19 protein-coding genes are annotated in these 20,126 nt (G+C 63.1%); 1 reads left to right on the top strand and 18 read right to left on the bottom strand.

Annotation, left to right across the window (positions count from 1 at the left end; genetic code table 11):
• Positions 1 to 18: 18 nt before the first annotated feature.
• From metK to NKH97_RS12435, 17 genes are all read right to left on the bottom strand, one after another.
• Positions 19 to 1,284 (bottom strand): methionine adenosyltransferase, encoded by a 1,266-nt coding sequence (gene metK, locus NKH97_RS12515; RefSeq protein WP_023811409.1) that lies wholly within the window; start codon positions 1,282 to 1,284, stop codon positions 19 to 21.
• Between the two features lie 168 nt (positions 1,285 to 1,452).
• Complete coding sequence (locus NKH97_RS12510) at positions 1,453 to 1,872, bottom strand: helix-turn-helix domain-containing protein (protein WP_023811410.1); 420 nt, start codon at positions 1,870 to 1,872, stop codon at positions 1,453 to 1,455.
• A gap of 141 nt (positions 1,873 to 2,013) precedes the next feature.
• A complete protein-coding gene (gene lnt / locus NKH97_RS12505; protein ID WP_128304329.1) occupies positions 2,014 to 3,606 on the bottom strand; it encodes an apolipoprotein N-acyltransferase in 1,593 nt (530 codons plus the stop codon).
• A gap of 102 nt (positions 3,607 to 3,708) precedes the next feature.
• Positions 3,709 to 4,026, bottom strand: a complete 318-nt coding sequence (locus NKH97_RS12500; protein WP_245273216.1) for a VOC family protein — start codon at positions 4,024 to 4,026, stop codon at positions 3,709 to 3,711.
• A gap of 286 nt (positions 4,027 to 4,312) precedes the next feature.
• Complete coding sequence (locus NKH97_RS12495) at positions 4,313 to 5,425, bottom strand: hemolysin family protein (RefSeq protein WP_023811412.1); 1,113 nt, start codon at positions 5,423 to 5,425, stop codon at positions 4,313 to 4,315.
• A 28-nt stretch (positions 5,426 to 5,453) separates the two neighbouring features.
• Positions 5,454 to 5,954 carry an rRNA maturation RNase YbeY gene (gene ybeY / locus NKH97_RS12490; RefSeq protein WP_023811413.1) on the bottom strand — a complete coding sequence of 167 codons (501 nt, stop codon included), beginning with the start codon at positions 5,952 to 5,954 and terminating at the stop codon, positions 5,454 to 5,456.
• 18 nt (positions 5,955 to 5,972) lie between these two features.
• Complete coding sequence (locus tag NKH97_RS12485; RefSeq protein ID WP_023758127.1) at positions 5,973 to 6,965, bottom strand: PhoH family protein; 993 nt, start codon at positions 6,963 to 6,965, stop codon at positions 5,973 to 5,975.
• Between the two features lie 83 nt (positions 6,966 to 7,048).
• Positions 7,049 to 8,470: a tRNA (N6-isopentenyl adenosine(37)-C2)-methylthiotransferase MiaB gene (gene miaB, locus NKH97_RS12480; protein WP_023811414.1), complete on the bottom strand. Its 1,422-nt coding sequence runs from the start codon at positions 8,468 to 8,470 to the stop codon at positions 7,049 to 7,051.
• 72 nt (positions 8,471 to 8,542) lie between these two features.
• The gene (gene olsA / locus NKH97_RS12475; protein ID WP_023811415.1) at positions 8,543 to 9,343 is read right to left on the bottom strand and encodes a lyso-ornithine lipid O-acyltransferase; all 801 of its coding nucleotides are present in this window, start codon (positions 9,341 to 9,343) and stop codon (positions 8,543 to 8,545) included.
• Positions 9,344 to 9,364: 21 nt separating this feature from the next.
• Positions 9,365 to 9,859, bottom strand: a complete 495-nt coding sequence (gene rimI, locus NKH97_RS12470) for a ribosomal protein S18-alanine N-acetyltransferase (protein WP_023811416.1) — start codon at positions 9,857 to 9,859, stop codon at positions 9,365 to 9,367.
• The gene (gene tsaB, locus NKH97_RS12465; protein ID WP_352797033.1) at positions 9,860 to 10,537 is read right to left on the bottom strand and encodes a tRNA (adenosine(37)-N6)-threonylcarbamoyltransferase complex dimerization subunit type 1 TsaB; all 678 of its coding nucleotides are present in this window, start codon (positions 10,535 to 10,537) and stop codon (positions 9,860 to 9,862) included.
• A 95-nt stretch (positions 10,538 to 10,632) separates the two neighbouring features.
• Positions 10,633 to 11,739 (bottom strand): DUF1513 domain-containing protein, encoded by a 1,107-nt coding sequence (locus tag NKH97_RS12460; RefSeq protein ID WP_352792500.1) that lies wholly within the window; start codon positions 11,737 to 11,739, stop codon positions 10,633 to 10,635.
• Between the two features lie 352 nt (positions 11,740 to 12,091).
• Positions 12,092 to 13,171 (bottom strand): imelysin family protein, encoded by a 1,080-nt coding sequence (locus tag NKH97_RS12455; RefSeq protein WP_352610755.1) that lies wholly within the window; start codon positions 13,169 to 13,171, stop codon positions 12,092 to 12,094.
• Entirely contained in the window at positions 13,171 to 14,772 is a 1,602-nt protein-coding gene (locus tag NKH97_RS12450) for a di-heme oxidoreductase family protein (RefSeq protein ID WP_352554672.1), read from the bottom strand. Before NKH97_RS12450 ends, NKH97_RS12455 begins: the two co-directional genes overlap by 1 nt.
• Positions 14,773 to 14,784: 12 nt before the next feature.
• Positions 14,785 to 15,270: a bacterioferritin gene (bfr, locus tag NKH97_RS12445; RefSeq protein ID WP_013527914.1), complete on the bottom strand. Its 486-nt coding sequence runs from the start codon at positions 15,268 to 15,270 to the stop codon at positions 14,785 to 14,787.
• Complete coding sequence (locus tag NKH97_RS12440) at positions 15,236 to 15,547, bottom strand: (2Fe-2S)-binding protein (RefSeq protein WP_023811421.1); 312 nt, start codon at positions 15,545 to 15,547, stop codon at positions 15,236 to 15,238. The genes bfr and NKH97_RS12440 overlap by 35 nt, the downstream gene beginning before the upstream one ends.
• 114 nt (positions 15,548 to 15,661) lie before the next feature.
• A complete protein-coding gene (locus tag NKH97_RS12435) occupies positions 15,662 to 16,951 on the bottom strand; it encodes an imelysin family protein (protein ID WP_352631029.1) in 1,290 nt (429 codons plus the stop codon).
• A gap of 433 nt (positions 16,952 to 17,384) precedes the next feature.
• Between NKH97_RS12435 and NKH97_RS12430 the strand changes: the two genes are divergently transcribed.
• A complete protein-coding gene (locus NKH97_RS12430) occupies positions 17,385 to 18,638 on the top strand; it encodes an NAD(P)/FAD-dependent oxidoreductase (RefSeq protein ID WP_352610759.1) in 1,254 nt (417 codons plus the stop codon).
• A gap of 115 nt (positions 18,639 to 18,753) precedes the next feature.
• On the opposite strand, the gene NKH97_RS12425 is transcribed toward NKH97_RS12430, so the two are convergent.
• On the bottom strand, positions 18,754 to 20,031 hold the full coding sequence (locus NKH97_RS12425) for a 4-aminobutyrate--2-oxoglutarate transaminase (protein WP_352610760.1): 1,278 nt from the start codon (positions 20,029 to 20,031) through the stop codon (positions 18,754 to 18,756).
• Positions 20,032 to 20,126 lie beyond the last annotated feature (95 nt).

The raw sequence follows: 20,126 nt of genomic DNA, 5'->3' as shown, positions 1-20,126 counted from the left end.
GACTTTGCGGTGCCGCTGTCAGGCGGCGACCGCGTCCTTGAGTGCCTTGGCGAGATCGGTCTTTTCCCAGGAGAAAGACCCATCACGGCCGGCCTTGCGGCCGAAATGGCCGTAGGACGACGTCTTGGCGTAGATCGGTTTGTTGAGATCGAGGTGACGGCGGATGCCCGACGGCGACAGATCCATCACCGTGCGCAACGCGTCCTCGAGCTTTGCCTCGTCGACCTTGCCGGTACCGTGCAAGTCGACATAGACCGACAGCGGCTGAGCAACGCCGATGGCGTAGGAAAGCTGGATGGTGCAGCGGTCGGCGAGTTTCGCCGCCACGACGTTCTTGGCCAGGTAGCGCGCCGCATAGGCCGCCGAACGATCCACCTTGGTGGTGTCCTTGCCGGAGAAGGCGCCGCCGCCATGGGGTGCGGCACCACCATAGGTGTCGACGATGATCTTGCGGCCGGTCAGTCCGGCATCGCCGTCCGGCCCGCCAATGACGAACTTGCCGGTCGGATTGATGTACCACATGCAATCGTCGGCGATCTTGAGGTCGCCCAGCGCCTCTCGGATATAGGGTTCGACGACCTTGCGGACCTTCTTCGAATCCCAGCTCGCATCGAGATGCTGTGTGGACAGCACGATCTGCGTCGCCTCGGCGGCCTTGCCGTCGACATAGCGAACGGTGACTTGGCTCTTGGCATCCGGCCCGAGCTTGCCGGCTTCACCGCTGCCTTCGTGACGGGCGGCAGCCAGCAGTTCGAGGATCTTGTGGCTGTAGTAGATCGGCGCCGGCATCAGATCCGGCGTCTCGCGACAGGCGTAACCGAACATGATGCCCTGGTCGCCGGCACCCTCTTCGCCCTGACGGTCGGAGGCATTGTCGACGCCCTGGCCGATGTCAGGCGACTGGCCGTGCAGCAGAACCTCGATCTTCGCCGTTTTCCAATGAAAGCCGGCCTGCTCGTAGCCGATTTCGCGGATCGCCTTGCGGGCGACCGATTTGAACTTGGCCGGATTGACGACCGAATGCCCGGCGGCATCCTTGAGAATATTGCCGGCCTTGTCCCGCTTGAGCAACGTGTCGGGAACACGCACTTCGCCGGCGATCACGACACGGTTGGTGGTGGCCAGCGTCTCGCAGGCGACACGGACTTTCCACGGGTCCATGCCGGTCTTCTTGGCTTCGCGATACACCAGATCGACGATCTCGTCGGAAATCCGGTCACAGACTTTGTCGGGATGGCCCTCGGCAACGGATTCCGAGGTAAAGAAGTAGTTCTGCCGCGTCACGGGTGTCCCCTCTTGAAAAACGATCGGCAGGCTGCCGATTTTGGCGCGCCACGTGTTAGCGGGGCGAAGCGCCGCTCGTCAAGCGGTGCTTCGGTTCTGGCATGATGTCGATGCAGTTATCTTGTGCCACCGGCGGCAAGACGCCGCCAGTCCTGGCGTGATTGCCGATCAGTCGGGATCGTCGGTGGAGAGGGACTTGACCAGGTCTATGATCCTGCGGCGCACCTTGGCGTCCGCGATCTTGACAAAGGCCCGGTTGAGCTGGAGTCCTTCGGGACTGCCGCAGAATTCGACGGCGAAAGCCATCGACGCGTCCTCGGCAAATCCGCGGCCCGCCACGGGCTCCTGGCCGGGCGCATCCTCGAAAAAGAAGGCGACAGGCACGCCGAGTATGGACGCTATCGCCTGCAATCGGCTGGCGCCGACGCGGTTGGTGCCTTTTTCATATTTCTGAATCTGTTGAAATGTGATGCCGAGGTTTTCTCCCAGCTTTTCCTGGCTCATTCCCAGCATGTTGCGGCGAAGCCGGATGCGACTGCCAACATGGATGTCGATCGGATTCGGTTTCTTCTTGTTGTCTTCTGTCATTTTTTCCTCGCCGAATTTTTTCGGCTTTCTCTATTTTTTTCCTGCCCAAACAAAGCCGGAGGCAACTGCCCCAACAGAACGATCCACCGGCTTCGAGAAATTTTCAGGCACTTACAGTATGAGTTTCTAATGTGTGGGCTGTCAATTCACCCGTAGCCTTTGCCTTACGTTCAACAGCGCTGCCCCAACGGCAAACAGCAACATGATCAGCATTCCGTTAATGCGCCGTTGGCCGGGAGATATGAGCGCCTGTCCGGAAATCGGTATGTGGGCGTCGATGGCGCCGCGTGCGTCGATCGCAAGCGCATCGACGATGCGCCCACGCGGATCGACGACGGCCGAGATGCCGTTGTTGGCAGCACGCACCAATGGCAATCCATTTTCCACCGCACGGATCTGGGCCTGCCTGAAATGCTGATACGGACCCGGCGTGTCGCCGAACCACGCATCGTTGGTAACGTTCACAATAAGCTGCGCTGACGCAGCGTCAACTGCCACAAGATCGGGAAAGATCACCTCATAACAGATAAATGGCAGCGCACGGATGCCATCGGGCAGCGTGATGGCGTGGCGCTCATTGCCGGCCGCGAAACTCATCGGCCCGGCAACCAGTTGCTCGATGCCGAAACGCTGGAGCAGATCGGCGAAAGGCAGGTATTCGCCGAACGGCACCAGGTGAACCTTGTCGACGGCGTCAGCGATTTCACCCTTGTCGTCGATCGCCACCACGGAGTTGTAGTAACGGCTGTCGGCATTCGCGGCCGAACCGCCTTCCTCGCGAACGACGCCGGCAATCAGCATCTGGCCGGGTCCGAGCATGTCCCCCAGCGCCGTCAATGCGTCCGGACGCTCGGTGAAGAGGAACGGCACCGAGGTTTCGGGCCACAAGATCAGTTGCGGCTTTTGATGGCCTGGGTCCGGCGCCTTGGCCGAGAGCCCCATCAGGACCGCGAAGATGCGGTCGCGCACCGAGGCATCCCATTTTTCCGACAGGTCAACGGCCGGCTGGACGATGCGGACATCCAGGCTGCGTGAAGCTGGCGGTTCGGGAGCGGCAAGCCTGACATAGCCGAAGCCGACATGGGCGGCGGCGAGCACGACAAACAGTGCCGCGCCGAGGCGCAGATGCCGACGTGCCGCCAGCAGTGCCGGCAATGCGAAGACGAACACCGCGAGCGCGTTCATGCCGATCATGCCCGTCACCGAGACGCTCTGCATCAGCAGCGGCACGGGCATGGCCGCGTAGCCGACGGCATTCCAGGGAAAACCGGTGAACAGGAAATCGCGCAGCCATTCCGCCAGGCCGAAGCCGAAGGCAAGGGCGGCGATGCGGCCAATGTCGTTGCTCCACAGCAGCCGGGCAACGATTGCCGCAAAGCCGTAGAAAAAGGCGAGCATGAAAGGAATGCCGACCACCGCGAAGGGAAGCGCCCAGGCAAAACTGTCGGCCTCGACCAGCAGCGCCGAGCCGATCCACCAGAGGCCGGCGAGGAAATAGCCGAAACCGAACCACCAACCGACGGCGAAAGCCGGCCGCAGGCGCTGGAACAGGCTGCCGGAAGCTTCGCCGGTGGCGCCGTCGAGCAGCCAGACCAGCAGCGGAAACGAGACGAAACAGGCGGCGAAGAAATCGTAAGGCGCCTGCCCAAGCACGGCAAAAGCGCCTGCGAGAAACGCCACGAGCGCACGCCGCCAACCCCAAAGCAGAATTATCCGGCCGGTGAGGCGCTCCATGCATACTTCCGAGTCGCGAATCAGGACACAAGATTTAACAGGCTGCGCTCCGCGCTCCAAACGGCGGATGGGCTGGCTGAGATGCACAGCTTCGGCCCTGCCCTACCGGTGCCAACCCTCGATTTGGACGCCGCCCAGCCGCTCGGCCTCCTCGCGCGGAACCGAACGGATGGTCTGCGTGAAGGTCCAGACATGGCCTTCGGGGTCGCGTGCACGATACTGGCGCTCGCCGTAGAACTGATCCGCCGGCTCCTGGATTATATCAGCGTCGACCGCCCGCGCCTGCTCGCAATGCGCATCCAGGCCGCGCTTCAGCCTGACATAGATCGACTGCGTGTTCTTGCCCAAGACCGAAGCCGGGCTGGCAACATAATCGCTCCATTCGGAATCTACGATGATGTAGCTGTCGCCGAATCGCATCTCTGCATGGACGAGTTTCCCTCGGCATCGCTGACCACCATGCTGCGCGCGAAGCCTAAGGCTGCTTCCAGCCAGTCCAGCGCGGCACGAGGGTCCTTATAGAAAACACCGGACCCCAGACTTGGATGCTTGAAGGGGTCCTCGACCGCCATCCCTAAGCGCCTGGATTCTGGTTTTGCCGCATGATGTTCATTCGAAAAGTCTGCAACTTTTCGGCATCATGCTTAAGCCCTGGTTTTGCCGCATGATGTTCATCCAAAAAGTCTGCAACTTTTCGGCATCATGCTTACGCCTGTTCGGTGCGCGCGGTGGCGCGCCGGCGGCGCTCACCCTTCTGGCTCTGCACGATGCGCACGCGCTTGACGCGGCGCGGATCGGCGTCGAGGACGTGGAACTCGAAGCCGGGTATGGCCTGCACCACCTCGCCGCGGGCCGGAACACGGCCAAGCGTGTTGAAAATCATGCCGCCGATCGTGTCGACATATTCGCCATGTTCACCGGCGGCGAAATCCCCGCCGATCATCTTGGCGACGTCGTCGATCTCGGCCTTGCCGTCGACGATGAACACGCCGTCGCCGCTCTGGGTGATCATCGGCTCGTCGTCGTCATGCTCGTCCTCGATGTCGCCGACCACCATCTCGACGATGTCTTCCAGCGAGGCGAGGCCGTCGGTGCCGCCATATTCGTCGATGACCAGCGCCATCTGGGTGCGCGTCGTCTGCATGCGGCCCATCAGGTCGGAGGCAAGCATCGACGGCGGCACGAACAGCACCGGGCGGATCAGATTGAGGTCGCCAATGGTGCGTGCGAGGTCGACCTGGGCAAGATCGAGAACCGTGGCAGCGGGGGTTTTCCTGGTCGTGCGGCCCTTCTTGACGCGCGCGATCTTGGTGATGTGGGCCAGCACGTCACGGATATGGACCATGCCGCGCGGATCATCGAGCGTCTCGGAATAGACCGGCATGCGCGAATGGCCGGATTGTTCGAAAGTGCCCAGGAGATCGCCGAGCGTCGTCGTGATTTCGACCCCCTGAATGTCGGCGCGCGGTACCATGACGTCCTCGACGCGCACTTCGCGCAGCCGCAGGATGTTGTTGAGCATGGCGCGTTCGCCGGGCGAGAAGGCGCCGGCATCGCTCGTCGTCTCGGCTAGCGCGCCGGCAATTTCCTCACGCAGGCTGGTTCCGTTGCGTTGCCTGAACAGGCCCAGAACGCGGTCGAACAGTGAGGGACCGGCAGGCAACGTCTCGCTGGCAGCGCTGCCAGCACCGGCAGCAGCAGAGGTACTGCTAGCGCCAGACGTAACGGTACTCGGACTTGATCCCTCTTCCGACGTGTCGGAAGCCTTGTTCGCACTGCCGGCGTCGGGGCGGGCGGCAGTCTCTGGTTTGTCGTTCATCGTCGTCCGGTCAATTGATCAGATGTAGTTACGCGTAGGGGTCGGGAATGGCAAGCCTTGCAAGCGCCGCGCGTTCGACGGCTTCCATCGCCTCGGCCTCGGCCTCGGTCTCGTGATCGTAGCCCAGCAAATGCAGCAGGCCGTGGATGACGAGATGGGTGATATGGTTCTCGACCGGCTTGTCTTCCAGTGCCGCTTCATGGGCGACCGTTTCGGCGGCCAGCACGATGTCGCCCAGCATCGGCGGCAACGGACCGCCTTGCGCAAACGGAAAAGCCGGGAAAGACAAGACGTTGGTCGGCTTGTCCTTGCCGCGCCAGCCGGCATTGAGGAGCTGGACATGGGCGTCGTCGGTAAAAACGAGGCTGAGTTCGGAACGGCCCGCCACGCCGGTTTCGGCAAAAGCCGCCTTGACCGCGCCATCGACCAGCCGCGTCAGGCTTACCTCGTCGGGCCAGTTGCCCGCCTCAACCGATATGTCGATGTCGACGGGAACATTCCCGTCGCCGGATATTATGTCCTCAGGCATGAAGCCGCATCGTCAACATCAATTCTCGGCGCCGAGGCCGCGCGCCAGCTTGGCGTCCCGGTCGTAGGCCCTGACGATTTCCGCCACCAGTGGATGGCGGACCACATCGCCGTCGTTGAAGCGCACGGTGACCGCGCCCGCCACACCGTCCAGCACGCGCAAGGCTTCGACCAGGCCCGATTTGGTGTTGGAGGGAAGGTCGATCTGGGTCGGGTCGCCGGTGACGATCATGCGCGAATTTTCGCCCAGACGCGTCAGGAACATCTTCATCTGCATCGGCGTGGTGTTCTGCGCCTCGTCGAGGATGACGGCGGCATGCGCCAGCGTGCGGCCGCGCATGAAGGCGAGCGGCGCGATCTCGATCACTTCGGCGGCAATGGCGCGCTCAACCTTGTCGGCGGGCATCATGTCGTAGAGCGCATCATAGAGCGGCCGCAGATAGGGATCGACCTTCTCCTTCATGTCGCCGGGCAGGAAGCCCAGCCGTTCGCCGGCCTCGACCGCAGGCCGCGAGAGAATGATGCGCTCGACCATGCCGCGCTCGAGCAGCATCGCCGCATGCGCCACCGCCAGATAGGTCTTGCCGGTGCCGGCCGGGCCGATGCCGAACACCAGTTCCGACCGTTCCAGCGCCCGCATATAGGCGTCCTGGTTGAGTGAACGGGCATAGATCGTCTTCTTGCGGGTGGCGATCTGGGCGGCGGAAACCTTGCCCTTACGCTCCAGCGTCGGCAGGGTCAGCTGATCGTCGGCGGCAATCGCCATGCGCACGGCGCCATCGACGTCGGACTGGCCGATATCGACGCCCTTCTGGAGAATGCCGTAGAGATTGTCGAGCGCGCGGCGCGCCTGCTCGGCGGCCGACGCCGAACCCTTGATGGTCAGCTGGTTGCCGCGTGAGCGGATGTCGACGCCAAGCTTCTGCTCCAGCCTGGCGAGGTTTTCGTCGAACTGACCATAAAGGGCGCTGGCAAGCTTGTTGTTGTCGAAAGTCAGAACGATGTGCGCCATGTCAGAAGCCCCAGATGCCGGTACCGGGGGCAGGTTCTTCAGCTCTGCTGCGCTCAACCGTCTCTCCTCATCTGCCGAGACCCTCAGGCCAATTCGGCGAACAGGCTATTGTAGCCCGTCTTCGTGATTCGCACCTGGATAATGTCACCGATTTCGCCGGCCTTTTCATCAACAATAACCGGCTGCAGCCAAGGTGAGCGGCCAACCTTCTGGCCGGCCTGACGGCCGGGCTTCTCGATCAGCGTGTCGATGGTGCTTCCAACGAGGCTCAAGCCGAAATCCTGCTGCTGCTTCACAAGCAGAGCCTGCAGCCGCTGCAAGCGCTCGTCCTTGACCGTTTCGGGCACATGATCGGACATTTCGGCGCCCGGCGTGCCGGGGCGCGGCGAATATTTGAACGAGAAGGCCGAGGCGTAATTCACCTGACGCACCAACTCCATCGTCGCCTCGAAATCCGCTTCTGTCTCGCCGGGGAAGCCAACGATGAAGTCGCCGGAGAGCGCGATGTCAGGCCGCGCGGCACGGATACGGTCGAGCAGCGCCAGATAATCCCTCGCCGTGTGCCGGCGATTCATCGCCTTGAGGATGCGGTCGGAGCCGGATTGCACCGGAAGATGCAGATAGGGCATCAACGCCGGCAGATCGCGATGGGCCGCTATCAGTTCGTCATCCATGTCGCGCGGGTGGCTGGTGGTGTAGCGCAGACGCGCCAGCCCGGGGATTTCGGCCAGCCTGAAGAGCAGGCGGCCAAGGCCCCACTCCTCGGTCTTGCCCCCTTTGGCCTCGCCCCGGCCATGCCAGGCATTGACGTTCTGGCCAAGCAGCGTCACTTCGCGCACGCCGGCTTCGGCCAGGCGCTCAGCCTCCGCGACAATCTGCGCCACCGGCCGGGAGACTTCGGAGCCCCTTGTGTAGGGCACAACGCAGAAGGTGCAGAACTTGTCGCAGCCTTCCTGCACGGTGAGGAAGGCGGTGACGCCGCGCTTGATGACCTCGGCGCGCTTGGGCTGCGGCAGATGCTCGAACTTGTCCTCGATGGCGTAGTCGGTCTCGACGATCTTTTCGCCGCCGCGCACCCGCGCCAGCACGTCCGGGAGCCGGTGATAGGTCTGCGGACCGATGACCAGGTCGACGGCAGGCGAACGGCGGATGATCTCGGCGCCTTCGGCCTGCGCCACGCAGCCGGCGACGCCGACCAGCATCTCACGGCCGGCCAGGGCACGCTCGGCTTTCATGTCGCGGATACGGCCGAGCTCGGAATAGACCTTTTCGGCCGCCTTCTCCCTGATATGACAGGTGTTCAGCAACACCAGGTCGGCCTCGCCAATGGCATCGGTCGCGGAATAGCCGTCGGCAGCCAGCGCATCGGCCATACGCTGTGAATCATAGACATTCATCTGGCAGCCATAGGTCTTGATGAAGACTTTTCTCGCTGCCGCGGGAAGCACCGCCGGCTGTCCAGCCGTAGTGCCGATGTCGTCGCTTTCTATCGTGTTCAAGTCCATAAGGCGGCTTCTAACGCCTTTCCGTGACAAAAAACAGACGATTCTCGGCGCGCCAGCAAGGGCATGCCGGAGCTACCGGCTCGGCCGCGGGTCGGCAAGCGCCGCCTGCATCATCTCACGCACCTGGCTTTCCATCAGTTTCGACGTCTCCTTGCGGTTCGAACCCTTGGAAAAGGCGATTGCCTCGCCGAAATGCACCTCGACGTCGAGCGCGCCCTCAGCGAGCAATACCTTGAGATGCGGCATCAGATCCTCATCGCCGATCCAGGCGGCAAGCGGGCGATGCCGGCGGCCGAGCGGCACGCCGTGCAGACGCGTATAGGCGATCGCCACCGGCTGGATGAACACCTGTTCCGCCGCGCCTTCGGAAATCGCCATCGAGGCGGCGCCGAACAGCGTGCTCTTGAACGGCAGGACCATATTGCCGTCGCCGGTCGAGCCCTCGGCAAACAGCACCATCGCATCGCCCTTGGCCATGCGGCTGGCAATCTCGCTTGCCTGGTCGCCCGACGATCGCTTGCGCTCGCGCTCGATGAACACGGTGCGCTGCAGCTTCGACAGCATGCCGATCAGCGGCCAGCCTTCCATATCCGCCCTGGCGATGAACTTTACGTCGGCAAAAGAGCCGAGCACCATGATGTCGGTCCAGGAGATGTGATTGGACGCAACCAGCAGCGGGCGCTTGTCGGACAGCGTTCCCTTGACATGGATGCGCATGCCGAGCGCCCTGACGATCAGCCTGTGCCAGATCTTGAGGATGAAGGTTTCCGGCCACCAGCCGGTCTTCATCGACAGGATCTGTAACGGCACGAGGACCAGCGAACCGGCGACAACGAGGCCCAGCGCCAGGAAAATCCTGATTTTCTTGATCATCGCCTCATCCCGGCCGTGTCGCTAGCGAAGATCGCGGCGCATGACAAGCGCGCCGGTCGGTCCGTGTTCGGCCGATCTGTAGTAATTCGGCCGCTTGCCGACCTCATGGAAGCCCAGCCGACGATAAAGCGCGATCGCCGCGACATTGGTCTCATCGACCTCGAGGAACAGCGCTTCGGCGCGCTGCGCGTGCAGTTCGCGCAACACCGCGTCCATCAATTGCCAGCCCAACCCCTGGCGACGATGCGATCGCGCCACCGCGACGGTCAGGATCTCGCCCTCGCCTGCCGCAAGCCTCGCCAGCACGAAGCCGACGGGCGGCTTGGAGCCCTGCCCGGTTTCGCGCGCGGCATAGCCGAACACGGTGTCCTGTTCGAGCAGGGCGGCGAATTCGCCATCGGTCCAGGGGCGGACAAAGTCCTCGCGATGCAGCAGCGAGACCGCCGGACTGTCGGCGATCCTCAGCGGCTCGAGCGCGTAGTCCCGGCGGCGTGGTTGGAGAAAAGGTATGCGCATTTATCTTTCTTGCCTTGATAGAATAAAGCCAGCCTGCGGCTTGGCGTCGGCGCCGCGCATATAGAGTGGTTTCGGCCGTTCGCCTGCGCCCTTGGCGGCAGCCAGGCGGGCGTAGGTGACAATGTCGGCGGTGGCTGTCCGAGGGCCGACATCAAATTCGCGCCCGGCCGATGCGCTGATGAGCGCTGCCGCGGTGCCGGCAAGCACCGGAGACGTTTCCATCGCCATGGCCACCACGTCAGCCAGCGTGGCCACGGCCGGACCGTAAGCCAAGGCTGACGTTTCGTCGTAAAAGGCGGCGTGGATCTCCTCACGGCCGGCATCGAGCGCCGCCAGCACGGCGCGACCGGGAAATGCGGCTGCTGCTTCGGCGGCCAGCGCCTCCAGGGTCGACACCCCGATCGCCGGTATCTTCAGCGCCAGCGCCAGGCCACGCGCGGTCGAGACGCCGACCCGCAGACCGGTGAAGGAACCGGGGCCGACAGAGACGGCAATGGCGCCAAGACCGGCATAGTCGGTTGCGCTTGCCTCCAGCGCTTCGGCTGTGACCGCCATCAGGTGCTCGGCATGGCCCTTGCCGACATCGAGCACCGAGCGGCCAAGCTCCCGCTTCGCCACAGCATCATAGACGCAAGCGGCGCAAAGGTTGGCGGCACAGTCGATGGCAAGCAATTTCATGAGGCAACCGGTTCGAAAAACAATTCCCTGTGCCCGCCACGGCCCGCCACCGCAAGGGGATAGTGCATAATTCGTTAAACGGCTTCGCTGGTAGACTATGCGGCCTGTTCGATGCGCAGCATGTGGTTGTCCCAGACATAGTCCGGTTCGGAGCGTGTCGCGCCGCTGCCCTCGACGATCTCGCCGGCGCCGGTGGTGGCCATGAAGCCGGTTCCATCGGGGGCCACGCCGCAGACCTCGACCAACGCGCTGTTCGCAACGACCCGGCCGCTGGCCGCATCGATCACGACAAGCGAGTTGCCTTCCGGCGAGGAAACGGCGACGGTTCCGGCAGCCCGATTGGCCGCGACCGAGCCTATGTAGTTGCGGAAGCCGGACAAAACGTCCTGCGGCATGTCGAGCAACTGCAGATCCTTGCCGCGCGCGGCGCGACCGACCAGCAATGGACGATCGCTGCCCGGTCCCCGGTACTGGCAGCCGAACCAGACGGTTCCGGCCGGATCGGTGTCCATGTGGCGGATCGACAGCTGATGCAGTGCGGCCGGCAATTCGTGTTTCTCGATGACATAGCCGGTGACGCGGTCGATCAGCACATAGGACGGCTTCATGGTGGCGATGTTGAGCTCGGCGCGGCCGTAGTCCGGATGAGTCTCGATGCCGCCATTTGCAACCGCAATCGTCCTGCCGTCGCCCAGGAGCAGAAGCTCGTGCGGACCCATGCCATAGGTCGGGAACTCACTGATGCGGCTGAATTTCGCCCGCGCATCATAGACGCCGACGACGCCGGCGGCGTTGTCGAAGTCGTTTTCGGTGGCATAGAGCAGCGCACCGTCGGCCGAAAACACGCCATGGCCGAAGAAATGCCGGCCGGCGATGCTGGCGATCGTCAGCGGCGCGTCACGGCCCGAGTGATCGAAAACCACGGCGAAGGTGCCGGGCTGACGCGCGAAGACCACCGAGCGTTTCGATATGGGATCGAAGGTGACATCGTGGCCGCGATCGGGCAGGTCGATCGCATGCAGGACCTTGCCGGCCTCGGACAGGACGGCAGCGCCAAAGCTGCCGTCGCGTTTGACGAAAGCCGTGGCGAAGACGGCGTCGGCCGCAAGCGTCTTTGCCCAGGCCGACGGCGCCATCGCCGCGGCAAAGCCGATACCCGCAGCCCTCAGGAAATCGCGGCGATCGATGAGGGAGGTTTTCAAGAGACTATCCTCCCCTGCACTGGCTCGCTCCAGGACACGGTGATTATTACGGATCGGAGCTGACGCTTGGCACCTACCGATTCTTGGAATGATACATCGCAGACATTGGAAGTTAGCCGAAGCCTCCGGAACTTCGTCATCCACGGGCGGAGCAGGAGCGAAGCTCCGTCGCGGAGACCCGAGGATCCATGCCGTGACCTTGACCGTCGGGTGCAACGGAGCAAAATTCTGGACCGCGGCAGCGCTTTGAAGTCGCGGCATGGATCCCGGGGTCTGCGCTGCGTCGCTTCGCTCCTTGCTTCGCCCCAGGATGACGAAGCTATGGGCGTTTCGGCCAATCTCAAGGTCATGCTCAGTCCCCATCCAGCGACGAGAAGCCTGCGGTCAGGCCGAATTCGGCGGTCAACCTGGTGCCGATCAAGGTCGACAGGCTGGAGGTGATCAGCGCGAAATGATCGAGCTTGTCGCGCAGCGCCGGATCGGCAAGCGTCTTGTCGATTGGACCACTGACCGCCTTGGCGGTGGCGACACCGTTGACCAGCTGGATATGGATCGATTCGGCCATCCAGCGCGCATCGGCCGGCAGAGCGTCACCAAGTTTCGAGGCCTGGAACAGCGTATCGATGCCGGAGAGATTGCCGGCCAGTGACGCGGTGGTGTTTTGCGAGCGCCAGTAGATTGCCTGTTTCGGCTTGTCCGCATCCGGCTTGCCACCGAAAAACCCTTTCAGGCGCACGTCGCGGACCATTTCCAGCTCATTGATGAAGACGCCGACCAGTTCGGTCACCGCTTCATTGCCGTCGCGGTAGAGCGGGTTCTGCGGCCCCGGATTGGCCCAAAGGGCGGCAAAGCCGCCCGGCTTGTTCCAGGCGGCGCTGACCTCGCCGGCCATGGTTTCGATGTTGCCGGCAACAGCAGTGCCATAAGCGCAGCGGTAGGGATCATCCTTGCCGGCAAGTGCATCGGCGCCGTCGCCGTAAAGAACGAATTCGAGCGCGCCCAGCCCCTGCATGGCAACGCTCTTGCCGGCCAGTTGTGCCGGATCGGTCGCGGTCGGATCCTTGGCGGACAGCGCCGCCTGTACCTGTTTCAGGCCGATGCTCTTGCGATCCGGCCAGAACAGCATGCGTTCCAGCCGGTTGTTCTCCTTGATCGGTCCGAAGCCGATGATTTCGGCTGACGACCAGGCATAGACGGTGGCGGAGAATTCGGCGCGTGCGGCATCGAGTTCTCCTTGCGAGGGCGCTTCGCAGAGCTTGTGCATCGCTTTCGTCAAGGCTTCCGCATGCTGATGCAGGCCGGCATAGGCCGGGCGGACGAAGCCATCGATCGCGCGCTGGATGATATCGGAGGCTTTGACCGCCGCCGACGCAGGGACAACGCCCAGCAGAGCCAGCGGAAGAACGAGAAACAATGCAGAACGCTTGAACATCACAGTGACTCCAGGAATTTGAGCAGCGCATTGCGGTCGGCCGCATTGGCTGCGGCAAAGCGGTCGCGCGCTTTCTGTGCCTCGCCGCCATGCCACAGGATCGCCTCGGTCAGGCTGCGCGCGCGCCCGTCATGCAGGAAGAAGGAATTGCCGTTGACCGTCTCGGTCAGGCCGATGCCCCACAGTGGCGGCGTGCGCCATTCATTGCCCGTCGCATCTCCCACGGCCTGGCCATCGGCCAGATCTGGCCCCATGTCGTGCAGCAGGAAGTCGGAATAGGGCCAGATCAGCTGGAAGGCCTGCGCTTTGTTGGGCGTGTCGCGGCGCGTGACAAATTTCGATGTGTGGCAGGCAATGCAGCCCATCTCATAGAAGACCTTCTTGCCTTTGAGAACTTGTGGGGCGTCGAGATCCCGGCGCGCCGGCACGGCCAGGTTCTGCGAATAGAAGGTGACGAGATCCATCACCGGCGGCGGCGCCTCGACCGGGCCAAGACGCTGCTGCACGCCGTTCGGCATGGCGAGGCATTTTGCCTCCGCAGCAGTGCAATCGCCCCAATGCTTCGGCTCTTCGGGCGTCGAGATGCCGATGTCGCCGGCAAAGGCATCCGCTGCCTGCTGGCGGATCGACGCGGTCTGCGCCTTCCAGCCGAAGCGGCCGAGCGTCAGTTCCCCGCTCAAGCCATCGCGCACGATGTTCGGCCTGCCGGAAATGCCGTCGCCGTCCCTGTCGTCCGGATCGGCGTGGGCGAGAATATCAGCCGGCGCGATCTGTTCGATCAGGCCCAGGCCGATCATCGGCGGCGTCAGGCGCGGCGACAGCGTGGTGCGTGGGTCAAGCGGCCCGTAGCCAAGGCCGTCAACCGAATAGCTCGGTTTGCGCAAGGAGATCACTGTGCCGTCCGTCAGCTCCACCTTACGTTCCTGATAGTCGATGTGCATCCTGCCTTCACCGGGCAGGCCGGGCACGGCGAGCTCCTGCAATTGCCTGCCATAGACCGGGTCGGGGAAGTTAGGCACCTCGTGGTCGGCAAGCGCCTCCCTCTCTTGCGCGCTGCTGGCGTCGCGGGCCAGCCGAAGGAACATCGACGTGGTGCCGGCGTCGCCTTGCGGCGGGCGGCCGCGGCCATCCTTCAGATGGCAGTTCTGGCAGGCGCGTTCGTTGAACAGCGGGCCGAGCCCGTCCGAAGCCTGCGTCGAGGATGGCGACGAGACCCAATTCTTGCGGAAAAGGGCATTGCCGAGCTTGAAGTCGCCCTCTTCCTCGAAGGTGATGTTGGCCGAGGATTGCGAGAAGGAATCGCGGCTGACGTCCTTTCGGGACGTGCCGGCGCCACCTTGCATCAGTTCGAACTGCTCTGGCCTGGAAAAATCCGTGGTCGGCCTGGTGACGGCGATGACGCGCGCCTGATCCTTCGCATTGAGGTCGGTGCGCGTGACGGCGAGGCCGGCTGGCTGAATATCACCCGCCATCGCCGAAGAGGTGAGTGCCAACACGAGCATGACATAGTGCCGACGCGCCAATCCGGCTGACGTCTTTGGAAGGGACGGCGAGCCATCGGCCCGCCGCGAGCGGCGCACGAATTCTAGCAGGCGCCGCATTCCCGCATGCCCTTACTCCGCCTCGTCCGCCGATGCGGCGTTGAGCTGGCCGTATTTCTCCTCGCCGATCGAGGCAAGCAGGTCGAGTTGCGTCTCGAGAAAGTCGATGTGGCCCTCCTCGTCGGCGAGCAATTCCTCGAACAGCTTCATCGTCACGTAGTCGCCGGCGTCGTTGCAGATTTCGCGCGAACGCTTGTAAGCGGTACGTGCGTCATATTCGCCGGCAAGGTCGGATTCGAGCACTTCCTTGACGTTCTGCCCGATGCGCAGCGGCGCCACGGACTGCAGGTTCGGATGGCCTTCGAGGAAGATGATGCGGGCGACGAGCTTGTCGGCATGGTGCATCTCCTCGATCGATTCCGCCCGCTCCTTCTTTGCCAGCTTGGCGTATCCCCAGTCCTCAAGCAGACGGAAATGCACCCAGTACTGATTGACGGCCCCGAGTTCCAGAAAAAGGGCCTCGTTAAGCCGCTCGATGATCTGCGGATCGCCTTTCATGAATTCTGCTCCCGTATTGGACGCGCAGGCCTCTGACGCGATCCAGGTGTGAAACGACATCCACGCCGCTCGCCTCCGAGCGGGCGTGGTAATTTTCGGTGACCCGAATGATCGTTTCCACCACATTTGGGAAGCAGCCGCAACAGCGACCGCGCTTTTGCATGGCATGATAGATCTTCGCCGGCACGATCAGCTGCCAGGGATCCTGGTCCAGCAGCCCGACGATCGTCTGCTCGATCTCCTTCTCGGTGATGATATTGCAATGACAAATCAGCATTGGCTTGCTCGGCTGGCTGACGGCGTCTCCCGCGCCGTGTGGCTTGATTTTCTAGCGGAGGCCGTTCCAGAGCCGGTTTTCCGGCTCCCGGATCAGTCACCTGTCTTTCGACCCTTACTTGAACACCTTGTCCGGCGCGTCGAGGCTATCGGACCCTTCGAAGGCGATGGTGCTGAGCTTCAAGGAGCCGACGGCGCGCTCAATCGACTTGGTCTGATCGATCAGCGCATCGATCGCCGCCTGCACGGTGGCGTTGCCCTCAATGTTGCCCTCGGCGATCTGCTGGTCATAGGCCTCGCCGGCCAGTGCACGCGCCTTGATCGCCTCCATCTTGGCGACCGAAACATCGAGCTTGTCAGACAGTTCCTTGTCGATCGCCGGATCGGCCGCCTTCACCATATCGGCCACCGAGGGACCCGAAACGACGGTGCCGTCGAGACGCGTGTAGCTCGCATGATAGGCCGCGCGAATGCCGATGGCGTCGTAGAGATGCGAATTGTACGTGTTGTCGGAGAAGCAATCGTGCTCCTCTTCCGGATCATGCAGCAGCAGGCCGAGCTTCATGCGCTCGCCGGCCAGTTCGCCGTAGGACAGCGAGCCCATGCCGGTGAAGATGGTCGAGATCGCCGTGTTCGGCTCGCCATCGACGAGAGCCTTGCGGGCGGCGCCGTCTTCCTTCCAGTTGCCGACCATCTCCTGAAGATCCGAAACCAGAAGGTCGCTGGCCGATTTCAGATACTCGGCGCGGCGATCGCAATTGCCGCCGGTGCAGTTCTGGAGGTCGTAGTCGGTATAGGGGCGCTCGCCGGCACCCGGCCCGGTGCCATGCAGGTCCTGGCCCCAGAGCAGGAATTCGATGGCGTGGTAGCCGGTGGCGACATTGGCCTCGATGCCGCCGGCTCCCTGCAGCGTGCCGGAGAGGAATTCCGGCGAAAGCTTCGATGCATCGACCTTCTTGCCGTTGATCTCGATCTCCTTGTTGGCGATCACATTGGCCGTGTAGAGCGCATTCGCGTCCGATTCGGTGCCGTAGCTCTTGGCGATGTAGTCGATCAAACCTTCATCCAGCGGCCAGGAATTCACCTTGCCTTCCCAGTCGTCGACGATCTTGCTGCCGAAGCGGTAGACCTCGGTCTGCTGGTAGGGAACGCGCGATGCCTTCCAGGCGTCACGGGCAGCGTTGAGGGTTTCCGCCGATGGCGTGGCGAGCAGCGCGTCGACCGCCTTGTCGAGCGCCTGCGCGGTGGTCAGCGAATCCTCATATTTGGCGAGCGCGATGTCGGAATAGGTCTTGATGACGGCCTTTGCATCGGTTTCCGCCTTTGCCGGCAACACGAATACCGCCGCCGTCAGCAGGGCAGTGGCGCCGATCGCCGCAAGCCTGCTGCCATATCGTGCTGTCATAATCACTCTCCAGTTTCTCGGAAATTCTGTAAACGGCGCGCACAGCAACCGGCGCCAGGCCATCTGCGGGCCATTGGGCGCAAGAGATGCCGCGCTAGCGCGCGGTTCGCGGAAGAAAGACACCAAAATGCCTCCAATCGAAAGGGTTCAAGGCCCAGACATTAAAGGGATGCGCTGACGCGCGAGCTTCCATAAAGCTGCGACATCGTCGGATGTCAATGACAATCCGTAGGAAAAGTCAATTGAAACAACAGTTTAGAATTATTCTAAACTACGACTGTCAACTTATGCGTCTTTCTGCACCGGTCTTGCCGTTGAACTGTACGATTGACAGCTGCCATTCCGGGTGCGACCCGCAAAAGCTCTCTTGCGGCGGCACCAGACAATTGCCACTTGGCGAGACATCCTAGGATAGAAGCGGGATTGGAATGCGATGAAGAACGGTGTGGTCATTGTCGGCGCGGGTCATGCGGGCGTGCAAGCGGCCGCCAGTCTGCGCGAAGACGGCTATGACGGGCCGGTGATCCTCGTCGGGGATGAGGACGAACTTCCCTATCACAAGCCGCCGCTGTCGAAGACTTTCATCAAGGATGCCGAGGCCAAGCCGCAACCCTTGCGCGGCGAGGCCTTTTACACCGGCAGCGCCATCGATTACCGGCCTGGCGTCAGGATCGATCGCATCGATGCCGAGCGCCGCAGCCTGGAGATATCAGGCGGTGGCGCGCTTGCTTTTGATCACCTGATCCTGGCGACCGGCTCGCGCCCGCGCACCCTGCCGTTGCCCGGCTCGGACCTGTCCGGCGTGCTGTCGCTGCGCTCGCTGGCCGATGCGCGGCTGATCCGCGACCTCAGCGCGCAAAGCGACGAAATCGTCATCCTCGGCGGCGGTTTCATCGGGCTGGAGATAGCAGCCACACTGCGGGCCACCGGCCGCACGGTGACAGTGGTGGAGGCCGTGGACCGGCTACTCGGCCGCGCCGTGGCGCCGGTGGTGGCGAGCCACGTCCGGCAACGGCTGGAAGCGACAGGCGTGCGCATTCTCACCGGCACCTCGATCGCCAGGCTCGATGGCGAAAACGGTCATGTCACGGCCGCCATCACCTCGTCAGGCGAAAGGCTGCCGGCGCGCATGGTCATCGTCGGCATTGGTGCCATGCCGAATGTCGAACTGGCGCAGTCTGCAGGCCTCGGCATCGCCAACGGCATCCGCGTCGATCATCAGATGCGCACGTCGATGCCGGAGATTCTTGCCATTGGCGATGCTGCCTCCTACCGTCACTGGTTCACCGGCGGCGACGTGCGGCTGGAATCGGTGCAGAACGCCACCGATCAGGCGCGGCTTGCCGCGCGCACGATATCAGGCCACACCGACGCCTATTCGGCGGTGCCATGGTTCTGGTCGGACATCGGCGACATGAAATTGCAGATGGTCGGCCTGACCGCCGGCGGCGACAGCCATGTCGTGCTGGGCGACCTGCCCGAAAACAAATTCTCGATCTACCACTATGCCGGCGACCGGCTGCTCGGCATCGAATCGGTCAACCGCCCCGGCGACCACATGCTTGGCCGCAAGATGCTCGGCGCCGGCTTTTCGCCGACGCCGGAAACGGTTGCTGAGGGACCTGACGGTTTGAAGGCGGCGCTGGCCGCGTTTCAGCAGGATGAGCCTGCCAGGGCTGCGGGCTAGCCCCCGCTTACCCTCCCTTGTGGGGAGGGTCGCTGTGAAGCAGCGGGGTGGGGTCTGCGCGAGGCGCCCCACCCGGACCTTCGGTCCGACCTCCCCACAAGGGGGAGGTAGAAGTTCAGGCGGCGCAGACTTCGCGGATCGAGCTTTCCAGGATGTCGAGTGCTTCGTTCATGACTTCGTCCTGGATGGTGATCGGCGCCAGGAAGCGGATGACGTTGCCGTAGACACCGCAGGTCAGCAGGATCAGGCCCTTGTCGAGCGCCTTCAACCGGATCGCATTGGCGATCTCGGCCGACGGCAGGCCCTTCTTGACGTCGTTGAACTCGACCGCGTTCATGAAGCCGAGGCCTCTGATGTCGACGATCTCGGGCACGTCGTCGCGGATCGACTGCAACCGCTGCTTCAGCCTTGCGCCCAGCGTGTTGGCGCGGTCGCACAGGTTTTCGTCCTCGATCACGTCGAGCACGGCGTGCGCGGCGGCAACGCCGATCGGGCTGCCGCCATAGGTGCCGCCTAGCCCGCCGGGGCCGGGCGCATCCATGATTTCGGCGCGGCCGGTGACCGCCGCCAGCGGAAAACCGCCGGCCAGGCTCTTGGCCATGGTGGTGATGTCGGCCGCCACCTCATGGTGATCCATCGCAAACATCTTGCCGGTGCGGGCAAAGCCGGTCTGCACTTCGTCGGCAATCAGCAGCATGCCGTGCTGGTCGCAAAGCTTGCGCAGCGCAACCAGGAAGTCACGCGGCGCCTCGTAGAAGCCGCCCTCGCCCTGAACCGGCTCGATGATGATGGCGGCGACGCGGGCCGGATCGACATCGGCCTTGAACAGCCGGTCGAGCGCCGCCAGCGAGTCGGCGACCGAGACACCGTGCAGCGGCACCGGGAACGGCGCATGATAGACATCGCCCGGCATGGCGCCGAAGCCGACCTTGTAGGGCACGACCTTGCCGGTCAGTGCCATGCCCATGAAGGTGCGGCCATGGAAACCGCCGGCGAAGGCGATGACCGCCTGACGGCCGGTGGCATTGCGGGCGATCTTGATGGCGTTCTCTACCGCCTCCGCCCCGGTGGTGACGAAGATCGTCTTCTTCTCGAACTTGCCGGGCAGCATGCCGTTCAGCCGTTCGGCCAGGCGCACATAGCTCTCATAGGGCACCACCTGGTGGCAGGTGTGGGTGAAGCGGTCGAGTTGTGCCTTGACCGCTTCGATCACCCTGGGATGGCGATGCCCGGTGTTGACGACGGCAATGCCCGACGAGAAATCGATATAGCGACGCCCCTCGACATCCCAGATTTCCGAATTTTCAGCCCGGTCGGCATAGATCTGCGTGGTCATGCCGACACCGCGGGAAATCGATTGGTTCTTGCGTTCGGAAATGGCTGAATTCTTCATCGTATCCCTCACCGGGCCGGCGCCCGTCCTGTTTGATGCCGTTGAGACATCTTCTGACCTTATTTCACGTTTTCCTCAAGTCGGCACCACCGGCA

The sequence above is a fragment of the Mesorhizobium sp. M0870 genome, assembly GCF_040319775.1.
Taxonomy (GTDB): domain Bacteria; phylum Pseudomonadota; class Alphaproteobacteria; order Rhizobiales; family Rhizobiaceae; genus Mesorhizobium.
This window is presented reverse-complemented; position numbering and strand designations above follow the sequence as displayed.